This is a genomic window from Mycobacterium sp. 012931, assembly GCF_000419295.1.
GTDB classification, from domain to species: Bacteria; Actinomycetota; Actinomycetes; order Mycobacteriales; family Mycobacteriaceae; genus Mycobacterium; species Mycobacterium marinum.
Genome location: NZ_AOPX01000001.1, coordinates 3,779,568 through 3,803,249, shown reverse-complemented (window position 1 = coordinate 3,803,249; position 23,682 = coordinate 3,779,568). Strand labels below are relative to the sequence as shown.

The 23,682-nt window shown below is 61.6% G+C and carries 25 protein-coding genes and 1 tRNA gene; 15 read left to right on the top strand and 11 right to left on the bottom strand.

The genetic code is table 11. The features are described from left to right. The first annotated feature begins 91 nt into the window (after window positions 1-91). Window positions 92-168, top strand: a tRNA-Pro gene (locus MMSP_RS16770). Here MMSP_RS16770 and MMSP_RS26200 read toward each other — a convergent pair. After that, on the bottom strand, window positions 131-1,894 hold the full coding sequence (locus MMSP_RS26200) for a recombinase family protein (RefSeq protein WP_161628245.1): 1,764 nt from the start codon (window positions 1,892-1,894) through the stop codon (window positions 131-133). The genes MMSP_RS16770 and MMSP_RS26200 overlap by 38 nt on opposite strands. 2 nt (window positions 1,895-1,896) lie before the next feature. After that, entirely contained in the window at window positions 1,897-2,343 is a 447-nt protein-coding gene (locus MMSP_RS26195; RefSeq protein ID WP_235065778.1) for a helix-turn-helix domain-containing protein, read from the bottom strand. 60 nt (window positions 2,344-2,403) lie between these two features. On the opposite strand from MMSP_RS26195, the gene MMSP_RS16750 reads away from it, so the two are divergent. The 10 genes from MMSP_RS16750 to MMSP_RS16715 all read left to right on the top strand — a co-directional run bounded on the left by MMSP_RS16750 (window position 2,404) and on the right by MMSP_RS16715 (window position 11,218). Further along, a complete protein-coding gene (locus tag MMSP_RS16750; RefSeq protein WP_020787596.1) occupies window positions 2,404-2,736 on the top strand; it encodes a hypothetical protein in 333 nt (110 codons plus the stop codon). 461 nt (window positions 2,737-3,197) lie between these two features. After that, window positions 3,198-4,091 carry an N-6 DNA methylase gene (locus MMSP_RS28660; RefSeq protein ID WP_369797358.1) on the top strand — a complete coding sequence of 298 codons (894 nt, stop codon included), beginning with the start codon at window positions 3,198-3,200 and terminating at the stop codon, window positions 4,089-4,091. A gap of 93 nt (window positions 4,092-4,184) precedes the next feature. Next, window positions 4,185-4,466: a hypothetical protein gene (locus MMSP_RS28655; protein ID WP_232022833.1), complete on the top strand. Its 282-nt coding sequence runs from the start codon at window positions 4,185-4,187 to the stop codon at window positions 4,464-4,466. Window positions 4,467-4,556: 90 nt separating this feature from the next. Further along, window positions 4,557-5,132: a hypothetical protein gene (locus MMSP_RS28650; protein WP_235065775.1), complete on the top strand. Its 576-nt coding sequence runs from the start codon at window positions 4,557-4,559 to the stop codon at window positions 5,130-5,132. Next, on the top strand, window positions 5,129-6,298 hold the full coding sequence (locus tag MMSP_RS26190) for a restriction endonuclease subunit S (RefSeq protein ID WP_084472591.1): 1,170 nt from the start codon (window positions 5,129-5,131) through the stop codon (window positions 6,296-6,298). The genes MMSP_RS28650 and MMSP_RS26190 overlap by 4 nt, the downstream gene beginning before the upstream one ends. After that, window positions 6,219-6,536 (top strand): M48 family metallopeptidase, encoded by a 318-nt coding sequence (locus MMSP_RS16735; protein ID WP_020787592.1) that lies wholly within the window; start codon window positions 6,219-6,221, stop codon window positions 6,534-6,536. The genes MMSP_RS26190 and MMSP_RS16735 overlap by 80 nt, the downstream gene beginning before the upstream one ends. 74 nt (window positions 6,537-6,610) lie before the next feature. Then, window positions 6,611-8,338 (top strand): P-loop NTPase fold protein, encoded by a 1,728-nt coding sequence (locus MMSP_RS16730; RefSeq protein WP_020787591.1) that lies wholly within the window; start codon window positions 6,611-6,613, stop codon window positions 8,336-8,338. Then, window positions 8,338-9,210, top strand: a complete 873-nt coding sequence (locus MMSP_RS16725) for a hypothetical protein (RefSeq protein ID WP_036426646.1) — start codon at window positions 8,338-8,340, stop codon at window positions 9,208-9,210. Before MMSP_RS16730 ends, MMSP_RS16725 begins: the two co-directional genes overlap by 1 nt. Continuing rightward, window positions 9,207-10,469, top strand: coding sequence for a hypothetical protein (locus tag MMSP_RS16720; protein WP_036426645.1), 1,263 nt, complete (start codon window positions 9,207-9,209; stop codon window positions 10,467-10,469). The genes MMSP_RS16725 and MMSP_RS16720 overlap by 4 nt, the downstream gene beginning before the upstream one ends. Next, a complete protein-coding gene (locus MMSP_RS16715) occupies window positions 10,469-11,218 on the top strand; it encodes a TatD family hydrolase (RefSeq protein ID WP_036426643.1) in 750 nt (249 codons plus the stop codon). The genes MMSP_RS16720 and MMSP_RS16715 overlap by 1 nt, the downstream gene beginning before the upstream one ends. Before the next feature lie 199 nt (window positions 11,219-11,417). Here the strand turns inward: MMSP_RS16715 and MMSP_RS16710 are convergent, their stop codons facing one another. Further along, window positions 11,418-11,903, bottom strand: a complete 486-nt coding sequence (locus MMSP_RS16710) for a helix-turn-helix domain-containing protein (RefSeq protein WP_036426641.1) — start codon at window positions 11,901-11,903, stop codon at window positions 11,418-11,420. 242 nt (window positions 11,904-12,145) lie between these two features. Here MMSP_RS16710 and MMSP_RS28645 point away from each other — a divergent pair, with 242 nt between their 5' ends. Further along, window positions 12,146-12,406: a hypothetical protein gene (locus MMSP_RS28645; RefSeq protein ID WP_231507272.1), complete on the top strand. Its 261-nt coding sequence runs from the start codon at window positions 12,146-12,148 to the stop codon at window positions 12,404-12,406. 88 nt (window positions 12,407-12,494) lie between these two features. Further along, window positions 12,495-14,027, top strand: a complete 1,533-nt coding sequence (locus MMSP_RS16700; RefSeq protein WP_036426639.1) for an adenylate/guanylate cyclase domain-containing protein — start codon at window positions 12,495-12,497, stop codon at window positions 14,025-14,027. A 721-nt stretch (window positions 14,028-14,748) separates the two neighbouring features. On the opposite strand, the gene MMSP_RS16695 is transcribed toward MMSP_RS16700, so the two are convergent. Next, the gene (locus tag MMSP_RS16695) at window positions 14,749-15,285 is read right to left on the bottom strand and encodes a hypothetical protein (RefSeq protein ID WP_020787585.1); all 537 of its coding nucleotides are present in this window, start codon (window positions 15,283-15,285) and stop codon (window positions 14,749-14,751) included. Window positions 15,286-15,875: 590 nt separating this feature from the next. Here MMSP_RS16695 and MMSP_RS16685 point away from each other — a divergent pair. Next, the gene (locus MMSP_RS16685) at window positions 15,876-17,744 is read left to right on the top strand and encodes a beta-1,3-glucanase family protein (protein ID WP_036426638.1); all 1,869 of its coding nucleotides are present in this window, start codon (window positions 15,876-15,878) and stop codon (window positions 17,742-17,744) included. Between the two features lie 82 nt (window positions 17,745-17,826). On the opposite strand, the gene MMSP_RS16680 is transcribed toward MMSP_RS16685, so the two are convergent. The 5 genes from MMSP_RS16680 to MMSP_RS26910 form a co-directional block, all read right to left on the bottom strand. Then, window positions 17,827-18,618 (bottom strand): methyltransferase, encoded by a 792-nt coding sequence (locus MMSP_RS16680; RefSeq protein ID WP_020725152.1) that lies wholly within the window; start codon window positions 18,616-18,618, stop codon window positions 17,827-17,829. A gap of 219 nt (window positions 18,619-18,837) precedes the next feature. Next, window positions 18,838-19,107 (bottom strand): hypothetical protein, encoded by a 270-nt coding sequence (locus MMSP_RS16670; protein ID WP_015355384.1) that lies wholly within the window; start codon window positions 19,105-19,107, stop codon window positions 18,838-18,840. A 62-nt stretch (window positions 19,108-19,169) separates the two neighbouring features. Continuing rightward, window positions 19,170-19,502 carry a heme-binding protein gene (locus tag MMSP_RS16665; protein ID WP_020787581.1) on the bottom strand — a complete coding sequence of 111 codons (333 nt, stop codon included), beginning with the start codon at window positions 19,500-19,502 and terminating at the stop codon, window positions 19,170-19,172. 188 nt (window positions 19,503-19,690) lie between these two features. Continuing rightward, complete coding sequence (locus tag MMSP_RS16660) at window positions 19,691-20,335, bottom strand: hypothetical protein (RefSeq protein ID WP_020787580.1); 645 nt, start codon at window positions 20,333-20,335, stop codon at window positions 19,691-19,693. Beyond that, window positions 20,332-20,496 carry a hypothetical protein gene (locus MMSP_RS26910; protein WP_020787579.1) on the bottom strand — a complete coding sequence of 55 codons (165 nt, stop codon included), beginning with the start codon at window positions 20,494-20,496 and terminating at the stop codon, window positions 20,332-20,334. The genes MMSP_RS16660 and MMSP_RS26910 overlap by 4 nt, the downstream gene beginning before the upstream one ends. A gap of 136 nt (window positions 20,497-20,632) precedes the next feature. On the opposite strand from MMSP_RS26910, the gene MMSP_RS16655 reads away from it, so the two are divergent. Further along, on the top strand, window positions 20,633-21,826 hold the full coding sequence (locus MMSP_RS16655; protein ID WP_020787578.1) for an aldose epimerase family protein: 1,194 nt from the start codon (window positions 20,633-20,635) through the stop codon (window positions 21,824-21,826). Here the strand turns inward: MMSP_RS16655 and MMSP_RS16650 are convergent. Both MMSP_RS16650 and MMSP_RS16645 read right to left on the bottom strand, forming a co-directional pair. Next, window positions 21,787-22,593, bottom strand: a complete 807-nt coding sequence (locus MMSP_RS16650; protein ID WP_020787577.1) for a transglutaminase family protein — start codon at window positions 22,591-22,593, stop codon at window positions 21,787-21,789. The two genes, MMSP_RS16655 and MMSP_RS16650, sit on opposite strands and share 40 nt — an antisense overlap. 60 nt (window positions 22,594-22,653) lie before the next feature. Continuing rightward, window positions 22,654-23,676: an LLM class flavin-dependent oxidoreductase gene (locus MMSP_RS16645; RefSeq protein WP_020787576.1), complete on the bottom strand. Its 1,023-nt coding sequence runs from the start codon at window positions 23,674-23,676 to the stop codon at window positions 22,654-22,656. Window positions 23,677-23,682 lie beyond the last annotated feature (6 nt).

The window sequence follows — 23,682 nt, the reverse complement described above, 5'->3', positions numbered from 1 at the left end:
GGTGTCGCGCAGGTCACTCGGGCCTTGCGCGGAGGCGTGGTTGGACTGAGGTAGGCTTTCGACCTGCTGCCGATGCAGACATCGGCGGCAACGGGCTGTGGCGCAGTTTGGTAGCGCACTTGACTGGGGGTCAAGTGGTCGCAGGTTCAAATCCTGTCAGCCCGACCAGAACGTTCTTACTCAAACCAGTGACCGAAAAGATACTGGCCAAGGTGAGCGACTCCGTTCCGGTAGATCTAGGAGCCCCTGCTTGACGGGGGTTTTCTTCATTCATAGCGGCTACTGCGTCGCTCTGAGTCGGGACAGAGTTGCCCTTCGCCCTATGCTGTGCAAACACGTGCGCTGCCTCCTCTAGCTCAGCGAACAGCGGCGTCCTTTGATCGTTGGCAACTTCCGTGTCATCGATGTAGAAGCGCTCATAGAAGGTTTGATTTAGGTGACGACGGACTTCGTTGGGTACGTTCGCGTATAGCGATTGCGGATCTTCGACCAGGTGCAATGCATCGCGGAGCACCGATGCTCCGATTGCCAGCTCTTTACTCGTGCTCGCGAGGCTGGCTTCGATGTTTGCTCGCTCCATCTTCAGCGCGTTGAGCTTGGAGCGAATCTTGTCCCGTGGCATCTCGCCGTCAGCCGCGAGGTCGATGAGCCGTGATTCCCTCACATCGATCTGCTTCAACCGGCGCGTCATGCTGGCGTGCAACTCCCGCGTGTTTGCCTGAGAGTCGCTGACTGTATCCGCCAGGAGCCTCCTCACATCCTGAATGAAATCGTCAGGGAGCCGCAGCGTGGTGTAGTGCTCAGCGATTGCCTTTTCGATGAGTTCGACGCGCAGGTGCGGCAGGTCGCATAATCCCTCTTGATGTCCTCGGCATGCGTAGTACGCGTACTTTCCGCCGTTGCCTGTGACTTCTGTGTAGATCATTCGCGAAGTCCGTCCCGCGTGGTGGCAGCGTTGGCAGAACAGCGCTCCCTTGAGGTAGTGCTGGTGGACGCGATCGCGTTGTCCTCGGGCGCTGCGAGCATGGAGCACGTCTTGGGCGCGGTCGAAGAGAGCTTGACTGACGATTGGTTCGTGGCGACCGGGGTACATATCGCCCTTATAGGTGACAAAGCCTACGTAGTAGGGATCGCTAAGCATTCGGTGCAGTTTCGAGGCTGAGACTGGGGTCCCCTTGGGGGAGCGCCTGTTTGGTCGGGCTGTCAAGCCTAGGTCTGCCATTGTCGCTTCTAGCCGTTCGACGGAGTACTCGCCTGTCGCGTACAGCTCCCAGGCTTTTCGTACGAGCGGTGCTCGTTCCGGGTCTAGGGCGATGGTGTTGATCTGGCGGCCTTCGTAGTCGACACGTACGTTTTTGTAGCCCAATTTGGCGAGTGAGACGGTGCCGCCTGCCTTGGCCTTATTGCGCATTTTCGTCTGGACGTCCAGACCCTGCAGAGTGTTCTGCAGGCCGTTCATGATGTCGAGCATCCCTTCCATGGCCACGGCGGTCGGGCCTTCGCCGAAGTCCTCTTTGGCCGAGACCAGTCGGACGCCGAGCTTCTTGAGTTGTGTCTGGACGATCGCTGCGTCGAAGTGATTGCGGAAAGCGCGCGAGCGCATATAGACGATGACGTACTTGATACCTCGGCGCTGATGGACATACGCCAGTAGTTCTTTGAACACCGGGCGCTCGTCAAGCGTCTTGGCTGAATGCCCGGGCTCTATAAACTCTCGATCGATCTTCACCCCCATGCTGTCTGCCTTGGTACCGGTGACCTCGCGTTGGGTAGTGATGGAATTGCCGTCCGGGTCGATGTCGATCGCCGTGTAGAGCTGCTTCTTGGTGGAGACCCGCAGATATGTCACTGCTAGGTCGAGACTAGGGACGCTGGCGTCATTACGGTCAGTCACGTTCAAGCTCCTTGTGCGAGATCAAAGCTGGGGTCGTACTCGTGGACAACTGCGTCAAAGTGAGTCTCGATCTCCCGCAGCACGTCCTCGGGCAATTTGGGGTATCTCGCACGGAGATACGGCCCGATCGAGGGCAACTCGCCAGCCGCAATCCATCCAACAATCGTGAACAAGTCGATGGCCGGTATACCGAGGACACCTCCGATCGCCCTGAGGCTCTCCGCCTTCGGGGTAGGGATCATGCCTTGCTCGATACGCCATACCGTTCCGCCGTCAACGCCAGCTCGGCTGCCTACTTCAGCTACGCTTAAGCCGGATGCTTTACGCTTATTTTTGAGCAGGTTTATCAGCTGCACTGTTTGTTCTGGTGTCATAATCAGAATTGTCTCCTTTTGTACCCTCCATTGTGCAATGAATTGTTGAATTAATTCAATGGTAGACAATTCCACAACACGTAAAATTAGTGCAGGCTGTCCTGATCGTCGCGCTGCTAACGAGGGGCAATAGATATGAACATCATCGGTTGGGCGGTAATAATCGCCGTCGCGTTGTATGTCATTTATAAGGTGGCTCAGTGGTTTGAGGACGCCTGTTATAGGTGGGGTGAGGAAGAGCGCGAAGAACGTCATAGGCAATGGGATCAGGACGACTTCGAGGACGCGATGGAAGAAGTCGCCTGGCGCGACGAACTGAAGCGCAAGGCAGCCAAGAAGCGCTTCGACGAAGCGCAGCGGGCTATGGCTGAAAATGTCTACGAGCGTCAGGCGTATGAGATAAACAAACGCTTCAACGAACGTCGCGCTGCCGAACGCGATATCGACCTGTTCGGTGATTTCAAGTAAGGAGAAGAAACGATGTGCGAATGTACACCATCACGCGCTGAACTGCTACAGATGCGGTTTAACCACCTTGTAGCCGTCGTGGAGCGTGTACACTCGGCATCCGCTGAAGTACTGCGGAATGCCGTACAGCAGCGGCAGCACGTCCAAGCCGCTGTCGAGTACCGACGCCGTCAGCAGGCAATCAATCCGCCGCAGCCGAACTTTAACGAATTGTTCGGACTGGTGACACCGCGGAAGGTGCGCGAGTATGCGCCTGTAAGGACCCGTATGCGCTGACCCCGAGCGAGAATCGGCTTCATTTAACTAAACAGCGTTATGTTTAGCCTGTAACACATTAAGGGCACCCTTGAATGCGGTGCCCATTTTTTTTGCCTCAGCACGGGCGTCACGCCGGAAAGCCAAATGCCGCATGTAAGGCACGGCTTTCCGGCTCTTTCGTATAGAAGCAGCCCTGGTCGCGAATCCTGGCCAAAGTGGTGGGCATCAACGCCAAGACTCGTCAAGATCAGACCGTTTACGACCCGACGTGTGGCTCTGGCTCGCTGCTGCTCAAGGTGGCCGCCGAAGCCCCGCGTGGTATCACGATCTACGGCCAGGAGAAGGACAACGCTACGTGGGCGTTGTCCAAGATGAATATGTGGCTGCACGGCAACGAGGACGCCGAGATCGCCAAGGGTGACACCATCACTAGTCCGCAGTTCACCAAGGGCGCCGCACTTCGCACCTTTGACTTCGCTGTCGCTAATCCGCCGTTTTCCGTCAAGTCGTGGAACCACGGCCTCGAGAACGACTACGGCCGTTTTGAGTACGGCACGCCACCGGACAAGAACGGTGATTACGCCTTCCTGTTACACGTGTTGAAGTCGCTCAAGAGCACCGGCAAGGCGGCGATCATCCTGCCGCATGGCGTGCTGTTCCGTGGCCATGCCGAGGCTACGATCAGCCGGCGACTGCTCGAACATGGCTTTATCAAAGGGATCATCGGCCTACCTCCAAACCTGTTCTACGGCACCGGCATTCCAGCTTGCATTGTGATACTTGATAAGGAGAATGCGACCGGGCGCACGGGCGTGTTCATGATCGACGCCTCCACGGGTTTCATGAAAGACGGGCCGAAGAACCGCCTGCGCAGCCAGGATATCCACAAGATTGTCGATACGTTCAACAAGCAGGTCGAGATTGAGCGCTACTCGCGCTTGGTGCCGCTCAAGGAGATCGCCGATGCCAAAAACGACTACAACCTGAACATCCCCCGCTACATCGATTCGTCTGCACCCGAGGACATTCAGGACTTACACGCTCATCTGCACGGTGGCATCCCCGATCGTGATCTCGATGCGCTCGATGATTATTAGCAGGCCTTTCCGGGCCTCCGCAGCGTGTTGTTTACCGAGAACCGTCCGGGTTACAGCGATCTCGCAATTGACATCGCAAATGTCCATCAGACGGTGCTTGAGTCTGCCAAGTTCAAGAAATTCGCGCACAAAGTCGATGAAGTGGTCGATGAGTGGTTCGCGGCACGCCGATCGCACTTGGCGAAGATCGACGAGAACACCAAGCCCGCGGAGTTGATCGGTGAGATCAGCGACGACTTGCTGGCACGGTTCAAGTCGATACCACTGCTGGACGAATACGACGTCTACGAGCAGCTGATGACCTACTGGAATGAAACTACGATGCACGACGACGTGTTCATGATCATGAACGACGGCTGGCTCGGTGCGGCTTAGCCCCGCAAGACAATTGAGGACAAAGACCGCAAGCTATCCGAGACACCTGATCTCGTCATGGGCTCCGGTCGCAGCGCCATTAAGTACAAGATGGACTTGGTTCCGCCCGCGCTGATGGTGTCCACCTACTACTACGACACCCAGGCTCAGATCGATGAACTGACCGCAAGGGCCGAGGTCGCAACCCAGGCCGTCGAGGAATACGTCGAGGAGCACGCCGTCGAGGATGGATTGCTGGCGGCGGCGATGGACGAGGACAAGATCACCAAAGCGCTCGCCGCGGCGCGGCTACGCGTCGTTAAGCGCGAGAAATCTGACCCCGATGAGATCAAGGCGCTCGAGCACCTGATCAAGCTCTACGACGCCGACGCAGCGGCCAAGAAAGCAGTCAAGGACGTCCAGGCAAAACTCGATGCCGCCGTGTTGAAGGAGTACGGCAATCTCACCGAAGACGACGATGTGAACTCCCTCGTGCTGGACGAGAAGTGGCATGCGACAGTCAGGAGCCGGATTGCCGGCGAGGTTACGTCACTCGCCCACAACCTGGTGGCGCGTATCCAGCAGCTCGGGGAGCGCTACGCCCAGACGGTCAGCGCGCTCGACTCGGAGCTTGCCGACGTCCAGGCGAAGGTCGCCCAGCACCTTTTAGCGATGGGGGTCAAATGACGACTGGGCTGACACAAGATGACTGGTACCGGGTCACTCTTTCTGACGCGACACGACCGGATGCGCCTATCGGCTACGGCATCGTTCAACCAGGGCCGAATACGCAGGGCGGAGTGCCTGTCGTAGCAATTCGAGATCTTCCAAGGCCCTCGATGGCAAAGTTGCATCGCAGCGCTCCAGCTATCGAAGCTGCCTATCGTAGAAGCCGGGTTGCAGGTGACGATCTACTGGTTTCTGTCAAGGGAACAACCGGACGTATAGGCCTCGTTCCCAAAGGATTTCGTGGAAACATCAGTCGCGATGTCGCGCGGATACGGCTCCGCGCCGAGCATGACCCGGAGTTTTGGTTTCAGCTGCTTCAATCATCTGAAGCTCGGCAGACTTTGAAGAAGGCTGCAGTTGGTTCGACGCGGCAAGAACTATCTATCTTGACTCTCCGCAGTCTTCTGTTCGCAGTCCCTGGCCGTGTTGAGCAACAGGCGATTGCGGCGCGCCTCATGGACACTGATTCGCTGATCTCGACCTTCGAACGCCTCATTGCAAAGAAGCAGGCGATCAAGGAGGGGATGATGCAGCAGCTCCTGACCGGCCGAACAAGGCTGCCCGGGTACGCGAAGCCCTGGCGAGATCTGCACGCCGGGGATGTTGGCTACTTCAAGGGCGGGAGCGGCTTTCCAGTGAGCCATCAGGGAGCAGCGTCTGGCAAGTTTCCGTTCTTCAAGGTCTCTGACATGAACAAGGCGGGAAACCAGCTGTTCATGACTTGGGCGAACAACTACATCTCAGAATCACAGCGCAAACAGATCGGTACGATCGTCATGCCCACCGGCGCAATCGTCTTCGCGAAGGTTGGCGCTGCTGTTTTCCTCGAGCGAAAATGGATCCTTGCTCAGCCAAGTTGTATCGACAACAATATGGCTGCGTTCATGCCGGACACGTCTTCCGCAGATGTTCGCTTCGTTTACTACGTCCTTACAAACTTTCCTATGGCCTCGCTCGTTGCAACGGGCGCACTACCGTCACTCAATGGTCGGCAACTACGGTCCATTCCACTCTCGATGCCCACTCAGGGCTCCGGCGTTCCCTGTGCCGGCACTGATCTCGAAATGGGAGCAAAAGCTCGATCTCAAGGTGCCACGATGGAGCATCCGCCGCATGAAGACTAAGTGGGGATCGTGCAACCGCGAGACCCGACATATCTGGATCAACGTCGAACTCGCCAAGAAGCACCCAGACTGCTTGGAGTACATCCTCGTCCACGAGATGACCCACTACCTTGAACGCAACCACGGCGAGCGCTTTACAACACTCATGGACGGTTTCATGCCCGACTGGCGCAGTCGGCGTGACCAGCTGAACGACGCTCCGCTGGCGGAGGAGGATTGGGAACAGCGCCGTGCTTGAATCAATGAGTGACCATCGGGAGCGCACGCGGCGGTTGGTCCACGTAAACAACTTTCGGGGAGAGCTGCTGCCGCATGACTGACAACGTATTACGCACACCGCTCTGGGACGACAACCCCTCGGAAGTCGATCTGCTGGGCTTCGACGCTGTCGTTGCTCCCATCGTAGATGCCATCGTGGCGGAGGAACTCGATCCACTGACGATTGGGGTTCATGCGAAGTGGGGCGGCGGCAAATCGACCGTGCTGAACCTTATTGACGACGCGCTCTTCGACGTCGACGGTGTCCGCGTAGTCAGTACAAACCCGTGGGAGTTCGATGATCACGAGGATGTCAAGGGCACCATTATCGCGGAAGTGCTCGACGGTTTGCGCGAGCACTTTGATCAAGATGCCGGCCTAACCGAGAAGATCGGAGAGCTGCTCGGGCGGATCAGCTGGTCACGGGTTGGCACAGTCGTGGCGAAAGGAGTTCTCACCCAAACGTTGGACTTCGCGGGCTTGGCGGAGGCCTTGAAGCCGAAGTCGCGCAACTCACCTGAATCGATGGCTGGCTTCAAGACAGAATTTGGCAAGCTGATCGATTCATTGCCGGATACACGACGCATTGTCGTTTTGGTTGATGACCTGGATCGCTGTATGCCCTCCGCGACGGTCGCCACCTTGGAGGCAATCAAGCTCTTTCTCTCCGTGTCTGGCATGGTTTTCGTCATCGCAGCCGATCAGGACATGGTTCGTGATGCCATCGCGATGAACCTCGGGGGGTCGCCGGAGTCCAGCCGATATGCCCAGCGCTACCTCGACAAGATTGTCCAGCTGCCGGCTTCTTTGCCGTTCCTGCCTGCGCATGAGGCAGACGCGTACCTCGGGCTTCTGCTTGCGAAGGCCGGATTGGATGACGACGCATTCACGGCCCTCGTCGCCCACGCGAGCGACCGTCGCAAGGCGAACAAGGTTCCGCTGCTGTCTGAAATGGACGGCCTTGCGGCCAAGCCCGATGACGACACACTCAGACTCGCAAGTCAGCTCGTCCACGGCCTGCGAAGCGACAAGGTCGTCAATCCGCGTGAGATCAAGCGTTTTCTCAACGCTTTTCAAGTCCGAAACCGAATCGCGCAGGCACGCGGCGTAAGCGTTCGTGCGGATGTTCTCGCGAAGCTGCTCTTGCTCGAAGATCGCTTCAGGGTAGATTTCGAGAAGCTGGTCAACACGCCTGATCTGGAGCGAAAAACACTGCTGGACACCTGGCAGAAGTGGGCTTCGGGAGAGGGCAGCGCCAAGCCCGAGGGCGTTTCTGAGGATAGTAGAGAATGGGCTGCGGCTGAGCCCGACCTGTCGTCGGAGAAAATCGGCCCATACCTGACTCTTGCCGCGTCGCTTGCTATTACACGCCAGAGCGGCACGCCGCTTGACGCGGAGCTTGCTGCCCTATTGGCCGAATTGACCGGTGACTCAGAGACTCTGCGACGCACGGCGGTCGACAAACTCGTCGAGCGGTCGGAAGATGATCAGCGCATTGCGATTGAGGCGCTGTTCGCCCAGGCGCGCCGACAAGATGAGGGCGGGTCGACCATCAGCTCGCTTATCGACATCGCGGGAACGGCTCCCGCTCTCGCTCAAGACGTTGCCGCTGGACTGAAAGAGAGCTGCTGGAAGCAGATTGACGTGGGCAATGCCGTCGAGATGGCGAGTTCAAAGGTCCCCGAAATTGCGACCGTGGCGCGACAACTGGCTGAAGACGAGGTGATCGATGCAGAGGTGAGGCAGGCGGCCCTTAACGTGCTCGATGGAGGTACTAATTAATGGGCACTTCAGGCTCGTATGGCGGGAGTGCCAAGCAGGTTTGGAAGGACGCTCGGCAGCAGATTCTTGACCTCCCGCCGGGCGCTGGCAGTGGTGATTCGGGAGGCGGCGAGCAGCCAAGCGAGAAACCTCTGGAAGATCTTTGGGGATCGATCGGTGATGCGCTTGATTCCGACGATCCCTCGCCTCACCGGCCGATAGTCGACGAATCGAAGATCGCGTTACCCGCGCTGATCCCATGGCTCGGCCGCCCCGGCAGAGGGTCCAGCGGCTCTGATGGCGGTAGCGACGGTGGAGGCAACGGACGGGTCCGCTCGGGAGCGGGACGCCAAGGCTCTGGTTCTCGCCGGCAGGTGACTCGGAGTGCTGTACGTGGCGGCGCCGCGCTCGGTGCCGCATACGCCGTTCGTAGGGGCGACGCCGACTACTTGAAGGAGCTTGGGCTCGACCTCACTCGTTTGCAGGGCCTTAGCCCGATACGGCAGTGTGCCGAGATTCTTGACGCGGTGCTCGGAGAAGGCGCTCATCCGGACGAAATGGCACTACGCAAGGCGTCACTTGAGGCTCTCAAAGATGTTCTGACGAAGGGTGAACCACCGGATGAGATGGTGTCGCTGCGGGCTTTCGTTGTGAGCTATGTCTTTGAGGTATCTCTGGTGGAGCTACAGCGACAGGTAAACGAGGGTGCTCTTTCACCTGATGGCGTGGCGAAGAAAGAGCGCACGATCCGTGTCTATCTCGAAAAGCGGGTCCAGAATCTACCTATTCCTGGCGGAGGAGTCATCCAGCCGCGTGATCTGCGAACGCGTGCGGCCGAGCTGACAAAGGAAGTGATTAAGCTGGTGCGAGCACGCGGCGGAGGCACGCCGTGAACCTAGAGGTCCGCCCGGTCCAGTCGCAGCCGATCCACCACGACTTCACGCAAGTTGGGTGGGGAGAGCCAGGGGAGTCCGATTCGGACGTCGACGCGTCGCTGAACGCGTGGCTGTCACAACTCGGTGATGTCAGTGACCGGGTCATCGATCTTGTTCGACTTGCAGGCGCGGCGTACATTGCCGACCGGCTTCGACCCCGTGGCGCCGGCTTCTCCCGAACGATGCGTGTCCATGTCCATCTCACCGATGTCGCAGCGTGGACGCCGCTACTCGCGCAGTTTGAACGATTGCTGGATTGGGTGTCGGGGGATGCGTGGGAACTGAGCGCATCCGATGCCACCGCGCCGCGACCAGTCCTGGGCCAGCAGCCGTTCATCCCGCCCGATGATGTGCCCGACGCCGTCTCACTTCTCAGCGGCGGGCTCGACTCGTTCAGCGGTGCTGTGCTGAAGGGCGCGCCCGGACTGTTCCTCTCGCACACCGACAATCCAACGGTGACTGGCGCCCAGAGGCGCACATGGAATTGGTTGACTAGCAACGGGGTCGAGGGCGAGTGTGTCCGACTCTCGCTGAATGAAGCCAGTCGCAAGCGTGAGAACACAACACGTACTCGTGCACTCCTCTTCTATGCCCTGGCTGTGGCTCTCGCTGATGCTCGTGGCATAGATCGCGTCGAAGTGCCTGAGAACGGGTTTACAGGGCTCAATCTTTCGCTTGGTAACGACAGAGGGGGCGTGTTGTCAACCCGATCCACGCATCCGTGGACCATGCACCTGATGCAAAGACTGCTCGATGACGCTGGGATCGATATTGAACTCGTGAACCCTTACGAATGGCAGACAAAGGGTGAACTGGTGCGGGCAGCGGCGGATGTCTGCCCGGCATTCGCTGAAGGGTTGGTGACAACACTGTCGTGCGCGAAGCTCGACGGGCGGACGTACAAGGGCGGGAATCCTAACTTGAACTGCGGTCTCTGCGTCGCTTGCCTTACACGTAGGGCTTCGATTCGTGCGGCGGGTCTTGAGGACAAGACTCCTTACCTTGCAACGATATTGACCGGCACGTCACTTGACCAGCTTCGCTCCCGACGTGGACTCGATGTCAGGGCAGTTATGAGCCGGGTGGAGGCCGAGATCGACGAATTCACGCTTCTGGAGAATGGTCCGTACCCTGATGACTTTGACCTCTCGGCAGCCGCTGAGCTCTGCCGTCGCGGATTTGCGGAGCTTGCGGTAGTGCTTGCGGAGCTGACGTAGTGGGCCTGCCTAGCTTGGATTGTCACGCGCATGTATCGCCTAGCGTCACGAACCGTCAGATCGCTCAGCTTGGTACGGCAATCGTCTTTGCCATGACCCGGGAGCCCGCGGAGGCAGTCGAGGCCGCGCAACGCCGCGACCACAACATCCTCTGGGGCTGCGGAGCACACCCCTCATACGTCGCGCGTGGCGGAGCTGTCGACCTCGACGAGTTCGCCCGTTGTGCAACGGGCTTTGCCATCGTCGGAGAGATCGGCATGGACCGTCGAAGCGGTAACCTGCATCATCAGGCGGAAGTGTTCGATGCACTACTCGATCGACTCAAGGACGAGCCAGTGCTCTTGTCAGTACACAGCGCAGGCTGCACGGCGGAGGTCGCCAAGATCGTCCGCCTACGCCGGACTCAAGGTGTAATCATGCACTGGTTTTCCGGCCGGCCCGAAGAGGTCGACGAGCTGCTATCGCTTGGGTGCTATTTCTCAGTGAACACAGCCATGCGCCGTGAAATCCTCACCGCTCTGCCGCTAGACCGGCTTCTACCGGAGACCGACTTCCCAGTTGCTCGAAGGCGTACTGGGAGCAAGCCTGGTGACACTGACCAGCTTGAGAAGCTTCTCGCCGAGATCCACGACTCTGATCCAATGCACGTGCGGCGTCAGTTCTACCGAAACCTCAGACGGATGTCTGTCGGCACAGGGGCGATCGATCGAATGCCGATGCACGTAGCGGACTTGCTGCTCGCCGCATAAAGTCGTGCTTCCGATCGGACGTGGCTGGAACCAATTCGCTCATGCGTCGGGGTTAACGATTGCGCCATCGACAGCCGCTACAACGACAAGCGTCCAACTCGGCGCGCCTAAGCTACCAATATGGAGTGAGATCTGCTGCTGGCTGGTCTCGATCTACAGGTATTCCAAGTGCCAAGCGGGAGATTAATCCGAAAGTCGATCAGTGAGCCGCGCGCATCATAATGCCGCGCTCGTGAAGTGCCTTCCAGACGCTGCCCTTACTCTTGCCAAGCTGGTGCGCGATGGCGCGAATGGATAGGCCTTCTTCGACGTAGAGTGTGATAGCTCGGTCGATCTCCCGTTCCGTCATTGGTTGGTAGCGCATGGCGATGCCATGGTCGGCCAAAATCTTGAGCACTCCGCCCTTCGAAACGCCGTAGCGTCGGCAGAGTTCGTTGGTGGAGGTGCCGGAGCGATAGGTGGCAACTAGATCCGTGATGGCGTCGGGAGAGAGTCGCCGGTCAAGCCGATGTGGCCGTGCTGGCGGGTTTGTGCCGGTCAGAGGGCGTTTTGGTGTTGTATCGATCAGTGCAGCCAGTCGACGAAGACCTACTACGTCATGGTTTGAATAGTTTTGCAACAGGCCGACACAAGTCAGCGTGCATTTTTGGCCGTCTGACCGTCCGTTTCCGGTCGTTTGACCCACATGTTTGACCCAAACCAGCTCTGGAAGGCACCCCTAAACCCGTTTGCTGTGCGGCGGACAATCGACCCATGACGTGCGACGGATCTACCGGGGAGCCTCCCGAACCGGTGCAGGCTCGCGGCATCGTTGACCGGGCGACCGGGATTGAGAAAGCCCGCGCCTCTTGTCAGTGGCTCTTTGACGACGCGAAGGAGGTTCTTGGTCGCACGAACGACATGATTTGCGACGGGCACCTTCTTGTGATGGGTCTGGCGAGTCGCGCGGCCGGGTTACACGACGGCGCGGTCCATGCCCTCGGCGCCGACAACCCGTTGGTCGCCTACACACTGTTGCGCTCGTACGTGGAGAACGCTGCCGCGGTGCTTTACGCCAAGGACCACCCGGCCCAGCTTCATAGGATTCTCGGATTTGGTCGTTCACGGCCGGTCAAGGTGGGCACCATCACGAACTACGCGGAGCAAGGCACCGACCGACTCGAATGCCTTGCCGAGCAACCAATTTGACTTTTGTCGGCTCTATTAGCCCAAGGTGACCACTTCGTATAGCTGGAAGTATCCGCAGGTCAAGGCGCTCGGCGTTTAGTCTACCGGCATGGACCGCATCTGGCAGTGGGCGTGGGATCGGTACGGTGCGAGGTACTCGTGGGCGATCTTTACAATCAGTAACCTTACGCTGCTCCCGGTCTGGCTCGTGGCGTCGATGATCATTACCGCTTACGAGCACTCCAATCATTACTTCGAGACGGCTGCTCTCACCGTTGTGGCCGTGCCAGTGCTGGTGTACGCCATCGTTCTTCCTGGCCTAGGCCGACTCCGCTCCGTTGAGCGGTGGGCGGCGGCCCAGCAGGTCGATCGGGCGACAGCTCTGGCGGACACCTACAGGTACGTTCGGGAAACGTTCTTCCGAGCCATGGTCGTCACCGCCGTTTGGGCCACTATCCTTGCGGTCGTTGTCGGTGCGATCGCCGGAGCGACCTGGTGGCGGGTCGTCCAGTACGGCGTATGGGGTGCCGTCCTCGGAGCCACCACCCAGCTGGCCGCGAGCCACAGCTTCTCGGAAGTATCCCTACGGCCAGCGCGGGCCGCGTTAGCCGGTGATACGGGGATCGGTGATTCCCTGCCGCGCTCTCGCCCGACTTTTGCCGCCTGGGCCAACATGTTCATGCTGGGCGTCGCTTTCGTCTTCGCCCTGGCGGGCGCGATGCTGGCGGCTGTGTTCCATCGGGTCGGTGAGGTTCCCCTGCTCGCTGTCGTCATCGCCTTTAGCTTGGCGTTTGGCATGGGGCTGCGGATCACCGTCGGCGCCGGGTTTTCGCCTTCCCTCCAACCGATTCGCGACCTTGCCGAAGGCACCAAACGTGTTGCGGTCGGTGACTACAGCCAACGCTTGCCCGTGGTTCAAGACGATGACCTCGGTGTGCTGGCCGCCTCGTTCAACCGCATGCAGGCCGGTTTGGCCGAGCGGCGACGACTTCACGCCGCGTTCGGCACTTACGTTGATCCAGCTCTGGCGGCCCGACTGCTCGAGCAGGGTGACGATGTGTTCACCGGTGAACGCCGCGAAGTCACCGTGATGTTCATCGACATCCGCGACTTCACCCCATTTGCCGAAGCCAACACCGCCGAGGACACGGTCGCCCGCCTCAACGCGCTGTTCGAGATCGTGGTGCCCGGCGTCGTCGACGTCGGTGGGCACGTGAACAAGTTCCTGGGCGACGGCGCACTGGCTGTTTTCGGGGCACCAAATGACCTTCAGGATCACGCTGACGCCGCACTACGCGCCGCCGTGAAGATTCACCGTCTTGTTGCTGAGCGATTCGGCCAGGAGCTTCGCATCGGCGTTGGGATCAACACCGGCGTGATCATCGCAGGAACCATCGGCGGCGGGGGCAAGCTGGAGTTCACCCTGATTGGTGATGCCGTCAACGTGGCCGCCCGCGTCGAGCAACTCACCAAGACCACCGGTGACACGATCCTGCTCACCCAACAGTGCGTTGATGCTTTGGTGTCGCAACCCCCTGGACTCATCGACCGGGGATTCCATGTGCTGAAAGGGAAAACAGCCGCTGTCCAGGTCTTCGGCCTAGACCAGAAGACCGAGGCGCGAGTCGAACTGGCCCGCTGAGGGAAGAACTTTGGCTGCGGCTTTCGAGACGCTCACGACGAAAGAAATGCGACAGTCGGCCGGCCGGTTAGGTGCGGCGTTGCTGGCGACGGGCCAACACCATCAACGACGGGCCAACACCGTCAATGGGTCAGGTTGTCGTCCTCCGGTGGGTTCATGAAGCTGTTTCGTAGTTGCCCAATGGAGTTGCGAGACCTGTCCAGACGATCGAACGAGTTCCAACACCTGGTCGCCATGCTGACTGCGCTTTCTTCCGACGGGGGCCGTCATCGATGAGTCGGTCGAGTTGATGGAGTGCTGCGGGGGTTGCACGGGTGGTGAAGGCGGTCAGGAAGGTGTCGACGAGGTCTGGGCCGGTGATGGTGGGGCAGGCGATGGTAGCGATCGCTAGGCGGGAATGGTCGTCGATGATGTTGAGGATTTCTGCGCCGCTGTGATCGGCGAAATGCCAGTGTGTGACGTCGGGTTGCCAGCGTCGGAGCGGGTCTTGTTTTTCGGGGGAGGGATCAGTCGGGGACCGAGTTGCCGAACAACGTCAGCCGAACACCGACGCGCCTGCCGCTCTGACTCCGTCGGCCTTGGCGTCGGCGGAGGCCTGACGGTCGCCGCCGCATTCCGGGCCAGTAGACCGTCGCGCGCCGCGCGCCGTCGAGGTCGGCCCGTAACCGCGCAAGATCTAATGCTTGGCCCGTCATGGCCCGACATCACAGGACCTCAGGGATTATTCGGGATCCAGAACGAGGGGGCCTCCTTGGCGGCGACGCGCGACACGGTCTCCGTCAGCGACGGATTCGTTGAGGGCGCGCAGCCGATTCAAGCTGATGTGTGCTTGCCCGTTGGACCCGACGGGTCCCGCAGCGGCGGCAGCGATTTCGAACGGACCGTTGTAGACGACCTCAGGGTGTTCGTCGGACTTGCGCGACAAGCGGAGCACAATCAGGGCCGAGGCATGGTCGTGGGAAGTAGGCCTGATGGCGATGCCGCTGGTGCCGTAGGTGCCCTTGATCTCGACTGCGCGGTGGTCCTCGCTGATCGCATCATGTCCCGGTGTCGACGGCGGCATGAGCGTGATATCGAAGAGCGTCTCGGCCGCAGCTTCTGCCAACGACCCAACGAGGTGTCCGTCGAGGGGAAATTTCCGACCCGGATGCAATAGCTCGAGTTCCTCGACGATCGCGTGCAGGCGGTCGACCAGTGCCGCCGTCCGCTGCATCCGCTCTTCGCGATCCCGCCACTTGCCGCTGGTGGGTGCTGGCATGAGCAGTGTCCTAACTCCAAGGTGTAGTTCGGCCAACACTGCAAACCCTACTGATTTGCCGGTCACCTGAATTGCCCAAGCCTCAGGTTAAAACGACGGGGCGTCCGTCGACCACCACGGCCGTGATGACCAGCTGCGCCATCGACCTGGCTGACCTAGCGAAACGGAGAGATGCTGACGATGTCGCGCGACAGCTGCCAACGATGTCGCGGAATGCGACACGGTCGGCCCGACGAATGAGCGTTTTCGTTTAATGCGTCGCGCTTGAGGTCTGGCCGGTGCGTCGCGGTTGTCTGGCCGACCGCACCGAAAACGCGCCCGGCCGCGACGCCACGATTTCCCCACGCCCAATCGTCACCGGACGCCATTGAACTGCCTTTTCCTCTCGGCAGCGCAGTGCGATCGATTCTTACCGCTGAGATCCGTCTTCCCCGATTCCAGCTTGTCGTCACTGCTCTGGCGTCTGCGTGAGACGAACCCGCGGCGCAGAGCAAAAACGGGCTATCTCAACTTGTGCAACATCGTTGACCTGTGGCCTATCTCTGCAATTGTGGCGGGCAAGCGCACGCGGTTGGTCGGAGGGCACGAGAATGTCATTTGCGATGGTGAGGCCGGAGTGGGTGACCGCGGCAGCATCGGATCTGGCGGGTATCGGGTCATCGGTCGGTGCGGCAAACGCGGCCGCGGCGGGCTCGACCACGGCCGTGCTGGCCGCTGGCGCCGATGAGGTATCGGCGGTGATTGCGGGGTTCTTCGGCACCCACGCACAGGAGTATCAGGCGATCAGTGCGCGGGTGGCGACCTATCACCAGCAGTTTGTGCAAAGCCTCAACGGCTCCGCCGGCGCCTATGCGGCCGCGGAGGCGGCCAGTGCCTCGTCCTTGCAGACCCTCATGCGCGACGCTCTGAACCTCATCAATGCACCCACCAACGCATTGTTGGGACGCCCGCTGATCGGCAACGGCGCCAACGGTGCCCCGGGGACCGGTCAAGCCGGAGGGCCCGGCGGGATCTTGTGGGGTAGCGGCGGTGCTGGCGGGTCCGGGGCGCCCGGGCAGACCGGCGGTGTCGGCGGGGCGGCGGGCTTGTTCGGCAATGGCGGAACCGGTGGCGCGGGCGGAACTGGAGTTACCGGCACGCCTGGCGCCGCGGGCGAGAGCGGCGGTACCGGAGGCACGGGCGGCGTCGGGGGCCAAGTCAACGCCGAAGGCGTGGTCGGTGCCGGCGGTCCGGGCGGCACTGGCGGCGTCGCGGGCGCGGGCGGCGCGGCCGGACTGTTTGGGAGCCCCGGTCACGCGGGCATCGGCGGGCAGACCGGCACCAATGGCGCTGCCGGCGGCGGCGGTTTCGGATTCCGCGAGGACTTCATCAACAACACCGGTCTGCCCGACAACCAGATCTACGTGACCGAAATCGGCCAGACGACACCCGGCCACTGGGCTTGGATCGACCAGAACGGGGTTGCCCACCCCATCGACCACAACGCCGCCGATGCCCCGGGCCACCTGACGAAGGACGGCGTGAACTACGCCAACATGTCGTTCACTCTCGACCAAGCGGGCAACCTGACGACGCCGTCGGAATTTCAGGGCGGCCGGGTATTCATCTCGATGAAGCAGCCGCTCTACATCGCCATCAGCCCCGACAACATGGGCTGGGCGGGTCCCGACCCGGCCAACCCGGCCGATCCGAACTACAGCACCGTCTATGACTGGTATGAGATGACCTTCAACAACGGCGCAATCCCGTTCGGCGGCAACACAACACAGGTGGACCAGTTCGGGTTCCCGTTCTCGGTGACGGTGACCCAGGACTCCAGCGGCTTTGCGGGCACCAGCGGCCTGACGCTGTCGCGGGCTCAGGTGTTCCAGCAGTTTGCGACCACGGTCCCCACGGAGTTCCAGTCACTTGTCGTCCACGATGCCACCGGGGACCCGGTGCGGATCCTGTCCCCGCGGACCGCCCAGCCGGGAGGCCTGTCCACCTGGCTTGATCCATCGATCAATGACTTCTGGACGACCTACCAGACCAACCAGTTCAACTACGACGGGCCCGGGTACACGGTGCAGGGCAGCGTCAACGCCAGCGACCAGTTCGTCTACAGCGTGACCCCCACCGGGGGCAGCTCCACGACCTACACGATGGTCAAGCCGACGACGGCGGAAGTCTTCGCCGCCAATGGCCCGTTCGTGGGCACCGCCCAACAGGGGGCGTTCCTCGCCGAACTCGATGCGGCGTTCAACCGGGGTGTCGCGATCTCGCCCGACCAATGGTCCAACGTCGCCGACTACTACCCGACAGGCGGGCGGTGGAACAACTGGGCGGAGTTCTTCCATTCCGACAGCATCAACAACCTGGCCTACGGCTTCCCTTTCGACGACGTGAACAGCCAGAGTTCGGTGCTGATCCTCGACAACTCTCGGCCGCCGACCGAGCTGTCGTTCAACCTTGGGGGCTGATGCCTCCCAAGGCCGGTGCCAATGGGGCCGGGGCATCGGGGGTCTGTGCTGAGACGAAGCCGCGGAACCGAGCCCCGACTGCTCAGATCACCCCGGGTATCAAGGCTTTTCGCTCGGCGGGGTAGTCGGGGAACTTCTCGCGGTACCACTTCTGCGTGGCGAACGCTCGTGGAACCAGATTGCCTGCCGTGATCGCAAAGATGGCAACCCCGGCCAGCGACCAGGTCAGCAGGGCGAACCCGGCCCAGGCGATCAGCTCGCCCAAGTACGCGGGACTGGTGACGAACCGGAACCCGCCGCCGTAGGGGATCTGGTACTCGGTGGCACCCGGGTTTTTCTTGTCCCGCAGATTGCGCACGATCGACTCCGACCAGACCAGCAGGACGAATCCGGCCAGATACACGAGCGTCCCGAGCAGAAACCGCGGATCGGTCAGCCACTTGGTGCCGTACTGATGCCGGTAGTCGTGGCTGAAGAACGCCCCGTTGAGATATCCGTGCATCGAGGTGATCACCATTCCGGCCGCGAGCACCGAGATGTTGAAGCTGCTGCGCTTTCCCGGCACCTGCCTGATCGACAGGGGGAAGAACCAGCCCCGGTTGCCGTAGTGCAGCAGCCAGATGGCCGCAAGCACCAGCGGCGCGGCATCGAATCGCTGTGGGCCGGTGAGATAGAAGATGGCGAACACCACGGTTGCCGGGATCTCCATCAGCCACCAGCCCAGCTTCGGGTTCAGATTCACCCCGCCCGCGGTGGCGCCGAAGCGACCATAGGGACTCTGCATAAACAAGCCGCCGATGATGACCAACGCTGCGACGGCCAGGGCGATCGTCAAGACGGTGTCATAGGTCGTGTTGCCGGTGTACCAGTTCAATCGAGCTCCTTCCGAGAGCGCCTGGCGCTGCTGAGGACCAACAAGAACACCTTGTACCTCACCGCATCGGCACGGCGCGTGGGGGCCCAGACCCCGCCAGAGGCGCGGGCCTTTGACGGCGCACTCGAGGGTCCATGCCGCACCGGCGCCATCAGGGCGGCCATCAATACCACGGCGTTCGATACCGGTGCGGGCAGCCGCTCGCGAAAAGCTGCGGCGTTACCGTCCGCGCCCCGGCGCACCGACGTGCCCCGGGTTCACCTTGACCTTGGGCAGGTTGATGTTCGGCACCGGGACGTAGGGGATGTTCTCCACCGCGTTGATATTGGGTACGCCAATGTCGACGCTGGTGCAGGCGGACACCCCAACCACGTCGACACAGCGCTCCACGCCGGGGGCGGCGCTGGCGCTGGCGGCGCCCAGCATCGCCGCCGCGGCGGCGGGGGCGGTCGCGAGAATCGCAGCGAGGCTCATCCGTCCGATTCGCATGGCAGTCATCCTTCCGACGGGCCGAGCGGGATCAAAGACCCAACCGCTCGGCGCAGGGGTTATTAGCAGCGACCCTTGAAATCAACCAGCGGCTGACGGATGCCCTGCAGGTCGGCTTTCACCGACGGGTTGGCGTCGAGATAATTCTGCGTGTTCGCGCTCATCGCATCGCGATCCTGGCCCCTGAGACCGGTGAAGAAATCGTTCACGTCGGGATGGTTGAACAGGTAGTCCGCCGTGGCGTTGGAAACACCGGATGCGGTGCGGGCGAGGTCAGCGGCCGTGCAGTTCGCCGGCGGATCCGCAACGGCGATAGCCGCGCTACCGAACAGCAGGGCGGCGCTGAATGCGCCGACTGCGATCCCACGGTGCACCGCTGGGGCTGAGAGTGACATGGCAACCTCCTTCTGAGGTGTGGCTACGCCAACGACACTTCAGTCGGAAACTGCTGGGCACAAAGCGTCGTCGGTTTGTGTCTCGGGCAAGTCCAACACGGCAACCGTGCAGCTCGGGAGTGCCGAAAGTCCCGTACTGCGACGAAATCCGGGTGGAAGAAGTAGTCACTACCGGTGGATTGCCTCGGTCAGGCCAGTCGGAATAGGTAGGCGAACGCGGTCCGGGTGTAGGCGATCTCTCGCCCCTTGCGGCGAATCGCGTCGGGGTCGGCCGCCGTCGGCGTCTTCGGGGTCAGGTAGCTGTCGAGTGCGTCGGTGTCGAAGCGGTAGTGCTCACCGCGGTGGTGAACGGCGGCCACGAGCTCGAGTCGGGGGTCGAGCGCAGCGAGGCTGGCGTCACCGTGGCTGGTGTTGGCCAGGAAGAGGCCTCGGGGTTTGAGGTAGCGCTGGCAGTGGTCCCACAGTGGGCCTGCGTAGAGCGAGATTAGCAGGTCGAAGTGGGCCTGCGCCAGGCCGAGTGCGGTGGTGTAGTCGGCGTGCAGGAAATTCACATCGGGCTCGACGCCGGGGCGGGTGCGATCCCGCAATTCGGCGACGGCGAATTCGTGACTGGCGAAGTAGCGTGCGGCGCGGCGGTCGGTGTCGACGTAGGTAACCGAGGGGATCGCCGTCGAGGGCGAGATGTCGAGATAGCAGCCCGGATACAGTGCCTTCGCCGGCGCCCAGGCCGCTGCGAGGGTTGCGAACAGCCCGGATCTGTCTCCGATGCTCTGCCGGTAGGTCGCCCACGAGGGACCCGCCAGCGAGCGCTTTCCTTGAGGCGGCGGGTTCATGCGATCTCGTCGGGGCGTTCGACGAGTTCGCCGTTGCCGAACTTTGCCCCAGCGCGGACCAGCGCAACCAGATGCGGTGCGTTGACCGCGCGCCAGCGCGACCGGGTGGCCCCGATCAGCCTGTCGTCCCGGTCGCCGGAATCAGAGATTGCGCTGAGCACCCGACGTGCCTTCCCGACCAGCGTTGGCGCGCCGGTCTAGCTTGGAATCATCAAATCGGTCATCCGGGAAGGTACGCGCCTTCCCCCGGCGATCGACAGGTTTCAAGCATTGCTCGTACGAGTGCGAGGAGCGCCCATGCGCGGCAGACGAGGACTTCAACTGATCGCCATCGCCGGGGTGGCGGGCTTGGCGGCGTGCAGCAACACGGCAACCAACCCGCCCACGGGCCGCGGCAATGCATCGACACCGGCAGGGCCGCCGTCGATCACCAGCGAGCCGTTCGGTGAGGTCGATGCGACCCCGGTGAGCCGCTACACGCTCAACAGCGGGCGCGGAATGCGGGTGCGAATCCTGACTTACGGCGGCATCATCCAGTCGATCGAAGTCCCCGATCGCACCGGACGTATCGGCAATGTGGTGCTGGGCTTTCCGACCCTGGCCGGCTACCTGAACAACACCGGATCCGCCAAGACCTATTTCGGCGCGATCATCGGCCGCTACGGCAACCGGATCGCCGGGGGAGTCTTCGCGCTCGACGGCCACGAGTATCACCTGCCCATCAACGACGGCGGTAACAGCCTGCACGGCGGCACCGCCGGATTCGATACCAAGGTGTGGCAGGCCAGTGTGGAAAAAGGCGGTGACAGCGTGGGCTTGAAGCTCCACTATGTCAGTCCCGCAGGAGAAATGGGCTTTCCCGGGGCACTGAGTACAACGGTCACCTACACCCTGGATCAGAACAATCAACTGCGCATCAACTACCACGCCAGCATCGACGCGCCGACCGTGATCAACCTGACCAATCACAGCTACTTCAACCTGGCCGGTGAGGACGCACTTGACGTCTACGGCCACAAGGTCACCATCCATGCCGACAACTACACGCCAATCGACTCCACCCTGATCCCGACCGGGCAGATCACCGCGGTGCGGGGCACGCCGTTCGATTTCACCTCACCGACCGCGATCGGCGCGCACATCACCGACAATGACCCGCAACTGTTGCTGGCCCACGGCTATGACCACAACTGGGTGATCAACCGCGCCGACAACACCGAATTGATCGAGGCGGCCCGGGTGCAGGATCCACAAACGGGGCGCACCCTGACCGTCTCCACCACCGAGCCCGGCGTGCAGTTCTACACATCCAACTTCATCAACGCGACGTTCACCGGCACCAGCGGGCATATCTACCGCCAAGGCGCGGGATTCACGATGGAGACCCAGCACTACCCGGATTCGCCGAATCACCCCGGCTTCCCGAGCACCGAGCTCACCCCGGGTCAGACCTACGACTCGACAACGGTTTTCGGCTTCGGCGCCGAATAGCCAACCCATCGCGGTGGGGCACCGCCGGCGACGCCCCCGGGAACCGCGAAACGCATCACCTGCGCACGCTTGGGGCCCGACCAAAGATCGTCGTCTTCGGCAATCACCTGACGATCTTCGGGTGAGTTCAGCGCCGTGACGACCGCGCGAGCGAGGCGCTCATACCAGTCTGCGACTTCTCGCGGATAGTCGGCGTAGCTGCCATTTTCGCGCAGGATCGGGCCTTCGACGGTATGGATGTCGGTGATCCCGTCGAATTCCTGCGGGTAGGGCTTGCCCAGCCGCGCGGCCGTCGGCGCGTCGATGGTTGCATCCAGCTTGATCCAGCGGCCGTTGAGCAAGGCTTCCCCCAGTGAGTGCCAGGCCAATGGCCGGCCCGGTTTGCCGCCCCACAGCGGGCGAACGCGCGGTGCGAGGAATTCCTTTTCGGGGGAGTCCAGCGTCTGGAAGGCGACGCGCGCGGGCACGCCCGCCGCCCGGGACAACGCCACGAACGAGCTGGCCTTGCCCATACAGAAGGCGACTCCGTGGGTGAGGACGGCGCTGGCGGTGCGCTCTCCGGCCGCCAGATAGCGGAAAGACTCGGCAATGGCGTAGGGGAGATCACGGACATACAAGTAGATCGCCCGGATCCGCTCCACATCGGAGCCTGCCCCGCGGGTGAGTCTCGCGGCGAGCTCGGCCACTACCGGATGGTCGGCGTCGAGATACTCGGTCGATTCCAGATAGGGGCCGGCACCAGTGTTGCGGCCGCTCTTGGCGTGCATGACAGAACCCATCCTTGCCTACTCGGTGAACCGAAAACTGTTGCCAGGCCGGGTAGCGGCTTAGTCGAACGCCGGAAGAACCTCTTGGCCAACGGTATGAATCAAGTCCGACCGTGCGACATCTGGAATGGTGAACAAGAAGGTGTCCACCCCGGACTCGTAGTATTCGTTGATTCGCTCGATGCACCTATCCGCGGGGCCGACGATGAGACCGTCGTAGGGAACCGCCGAGAATTCTGTCCTGATCTGGGCTTCCTGCTCGGCGGAGTCGGTCGGCGCGAGCAGGGCGGTCACCGAGAACCGCAACGTGGTGGGGTCGCGTTGCGCGGTGGCGCAGGCCTGGGCCAGAAAGTCTTTGCGCTGCTTGACTTTCTGCGGCGACCACCACCGCACGTTGATTCCCTGCGCAGAGCGGGCGGCGATGCGGTGAACCCGGTCGCCTTCACCCCCGGCCCACAGCGGTGGATGCGGTGTCTGCACCGGCGGTGGGTCACAGATCGCGCCGTCGAGGGTGTAGAACCGCCCGGAGTACACCGGATCGGGCTGCGTCCAGATCGCTGTGATGACCTCTAGCGCCTCGCCCAGACCGGTGACGCGGTCCCCGACGGGTAAGAACGGGATTCCGTAGGCGGTGAATTCGCGCTCGAACCAGCCGGCGCCCAGGCCGAGGTCCAGGCGCCCCTCGGAGATGATGTCGAGCGTGGCGGCCATCTTGGCCAGCACCGCCGGATGGCGGTAGGAGTTGCACAGCACGCTGGTCCCCAGGCGGATGTAGGTGGTATCGCGGGCCAGTGCGCTAAGCGCTGTCCATGCTTCGAGCAGCGGCATCGTCGCGGGCCGGTCTCGCCCGTCGCGGCGCTCGTGCTCGCCGCTGATGCCGGCCTGCGTGACGTAGTCGTCGGGACTCAGGGTCAAAAAGTGATCGCAGAGCCAAACGGAATCGAAGCCGTAGCTTTCGGCGAGGGTGGATACCCGGACCATGTCGGGATAGTCGCTGATCGCCAGTCCCTGGGTCATCAGCGCCAGGATCAACCCGAACTGGGGGCCGCCGTGTTGTGGCGGGTTGCTGGTGTTTTCGTGCATGGCACC

Excerpts from the sequence above, each read along its gene's own strand:
- MMSP_RS16750 (WP_020787596.1), top strand. The coding sequence starts at position 2,404 with ATGAACATCATCGGTTGGGCGGTAATAATCGCCGTCGCGTTGTATGTC.
- MMSP_RS28650 (WP_235065775.1), top strand. The coding sequence starts at position 4,557 with ATGGACTTGGTTCCGCCCGCGCTGATGGTGTCCACCTACTACTACGAC.
- MMSP_RS26190 (WP_084472591.1), top strand. The coding sequence starts at position 5,129 with ATGACGACTGGGCTGACACAAGATGACTGGTACCGGGTCACTCTTTCT.
- MMSP_RS16730 (WP_020787591.1), top strand. The coding sequence starts at position 6,611 with ATGACTGACAACGTATTACGCACACCGCTCTGGGACGACAACCCCTCG.
- MMSP_RS16725 (WP_036426646.1), top strand. The coding sequence starts at position 8,338 with ATGGGCACTTCAGGCTCGTATGGCGGGAGTGCCAAGCAGGTTTGGAAG.
- MMSP_RS28645 (WP_231507272.1), top strand. The coding sequence starts at position 12,146 with ATGGGTCTGGCGAGTCGCGCGGCCGGGTTACACGACGGCGCGGTCCAT.
- MMSP_RS16700 (WP_036426639.1), top strand. The coding sequence starts at position 12,495 with ATGGACCGCATCTGGCAGTGGGCGTGGGATCGGTACGGTGCGAGGTAC.
- MMSP_RS16695 (WP_020787585.1), bottom strand. The coding sequence starts at position 15,285 with ATGCCAGCACCCACCAGCGGCAAGTGGCGGGATCGCGAAGAGCGGATG.
- MMSP_RS16685 (WP_036426638.1), top strand. The coding sequence starts at position 15,876 with ATGTCATTTGCGATGGTGAGGCCGGAGTGGGTGACCGCGGCAGCATCG.
- MMSP_RS16670 (WP_015355384.1), bottom strand. The coding sequence starts at position 19,107 with ATGCGAATCGGACGGATGAGCCTCGCTGCGATTCTCGCGACCGCCCCC.
- MMSP_RS16665 (WP_020787581.1), bottom strand. The coding sequence starts at position 19,502 with ATGTCACTCTCAGCCCCAGCGGTGCACCGTGGGATCGCAGTCGGCGCA.
- MMSP_RS16660 (WP_020787580.1), bottom strand. The coding sequence starts at position 20,335 with ATGAACCCGCCGCCTCAAGGAAAGCGCTCGCTGGCGGGTCCCTCGTGG.
- MMSP_RS16655 (WP_020787578.1), top strand. The coding sequence starts at position 20,633 with ATGCGCGGCAGACGAGGACTTCAACTGATCGCCATCGCCGGGGTGGCG.
- MMSP_RS16650 (WP_020787577.1), bottom strand. The coding sequence starts at position 22,593 with ATGCACGCCAAGAGCGGCCGCAACACTGGTGCCGGCCCCTATCTGGAA.
- MMSP_RS16645 (WP_020787576.1), bottom strand. The coding sequence starts at position 23,676 with ATGCACGAAAACACCAGCAACCCGCCACAACACGGCGGCCCCCAGTTC.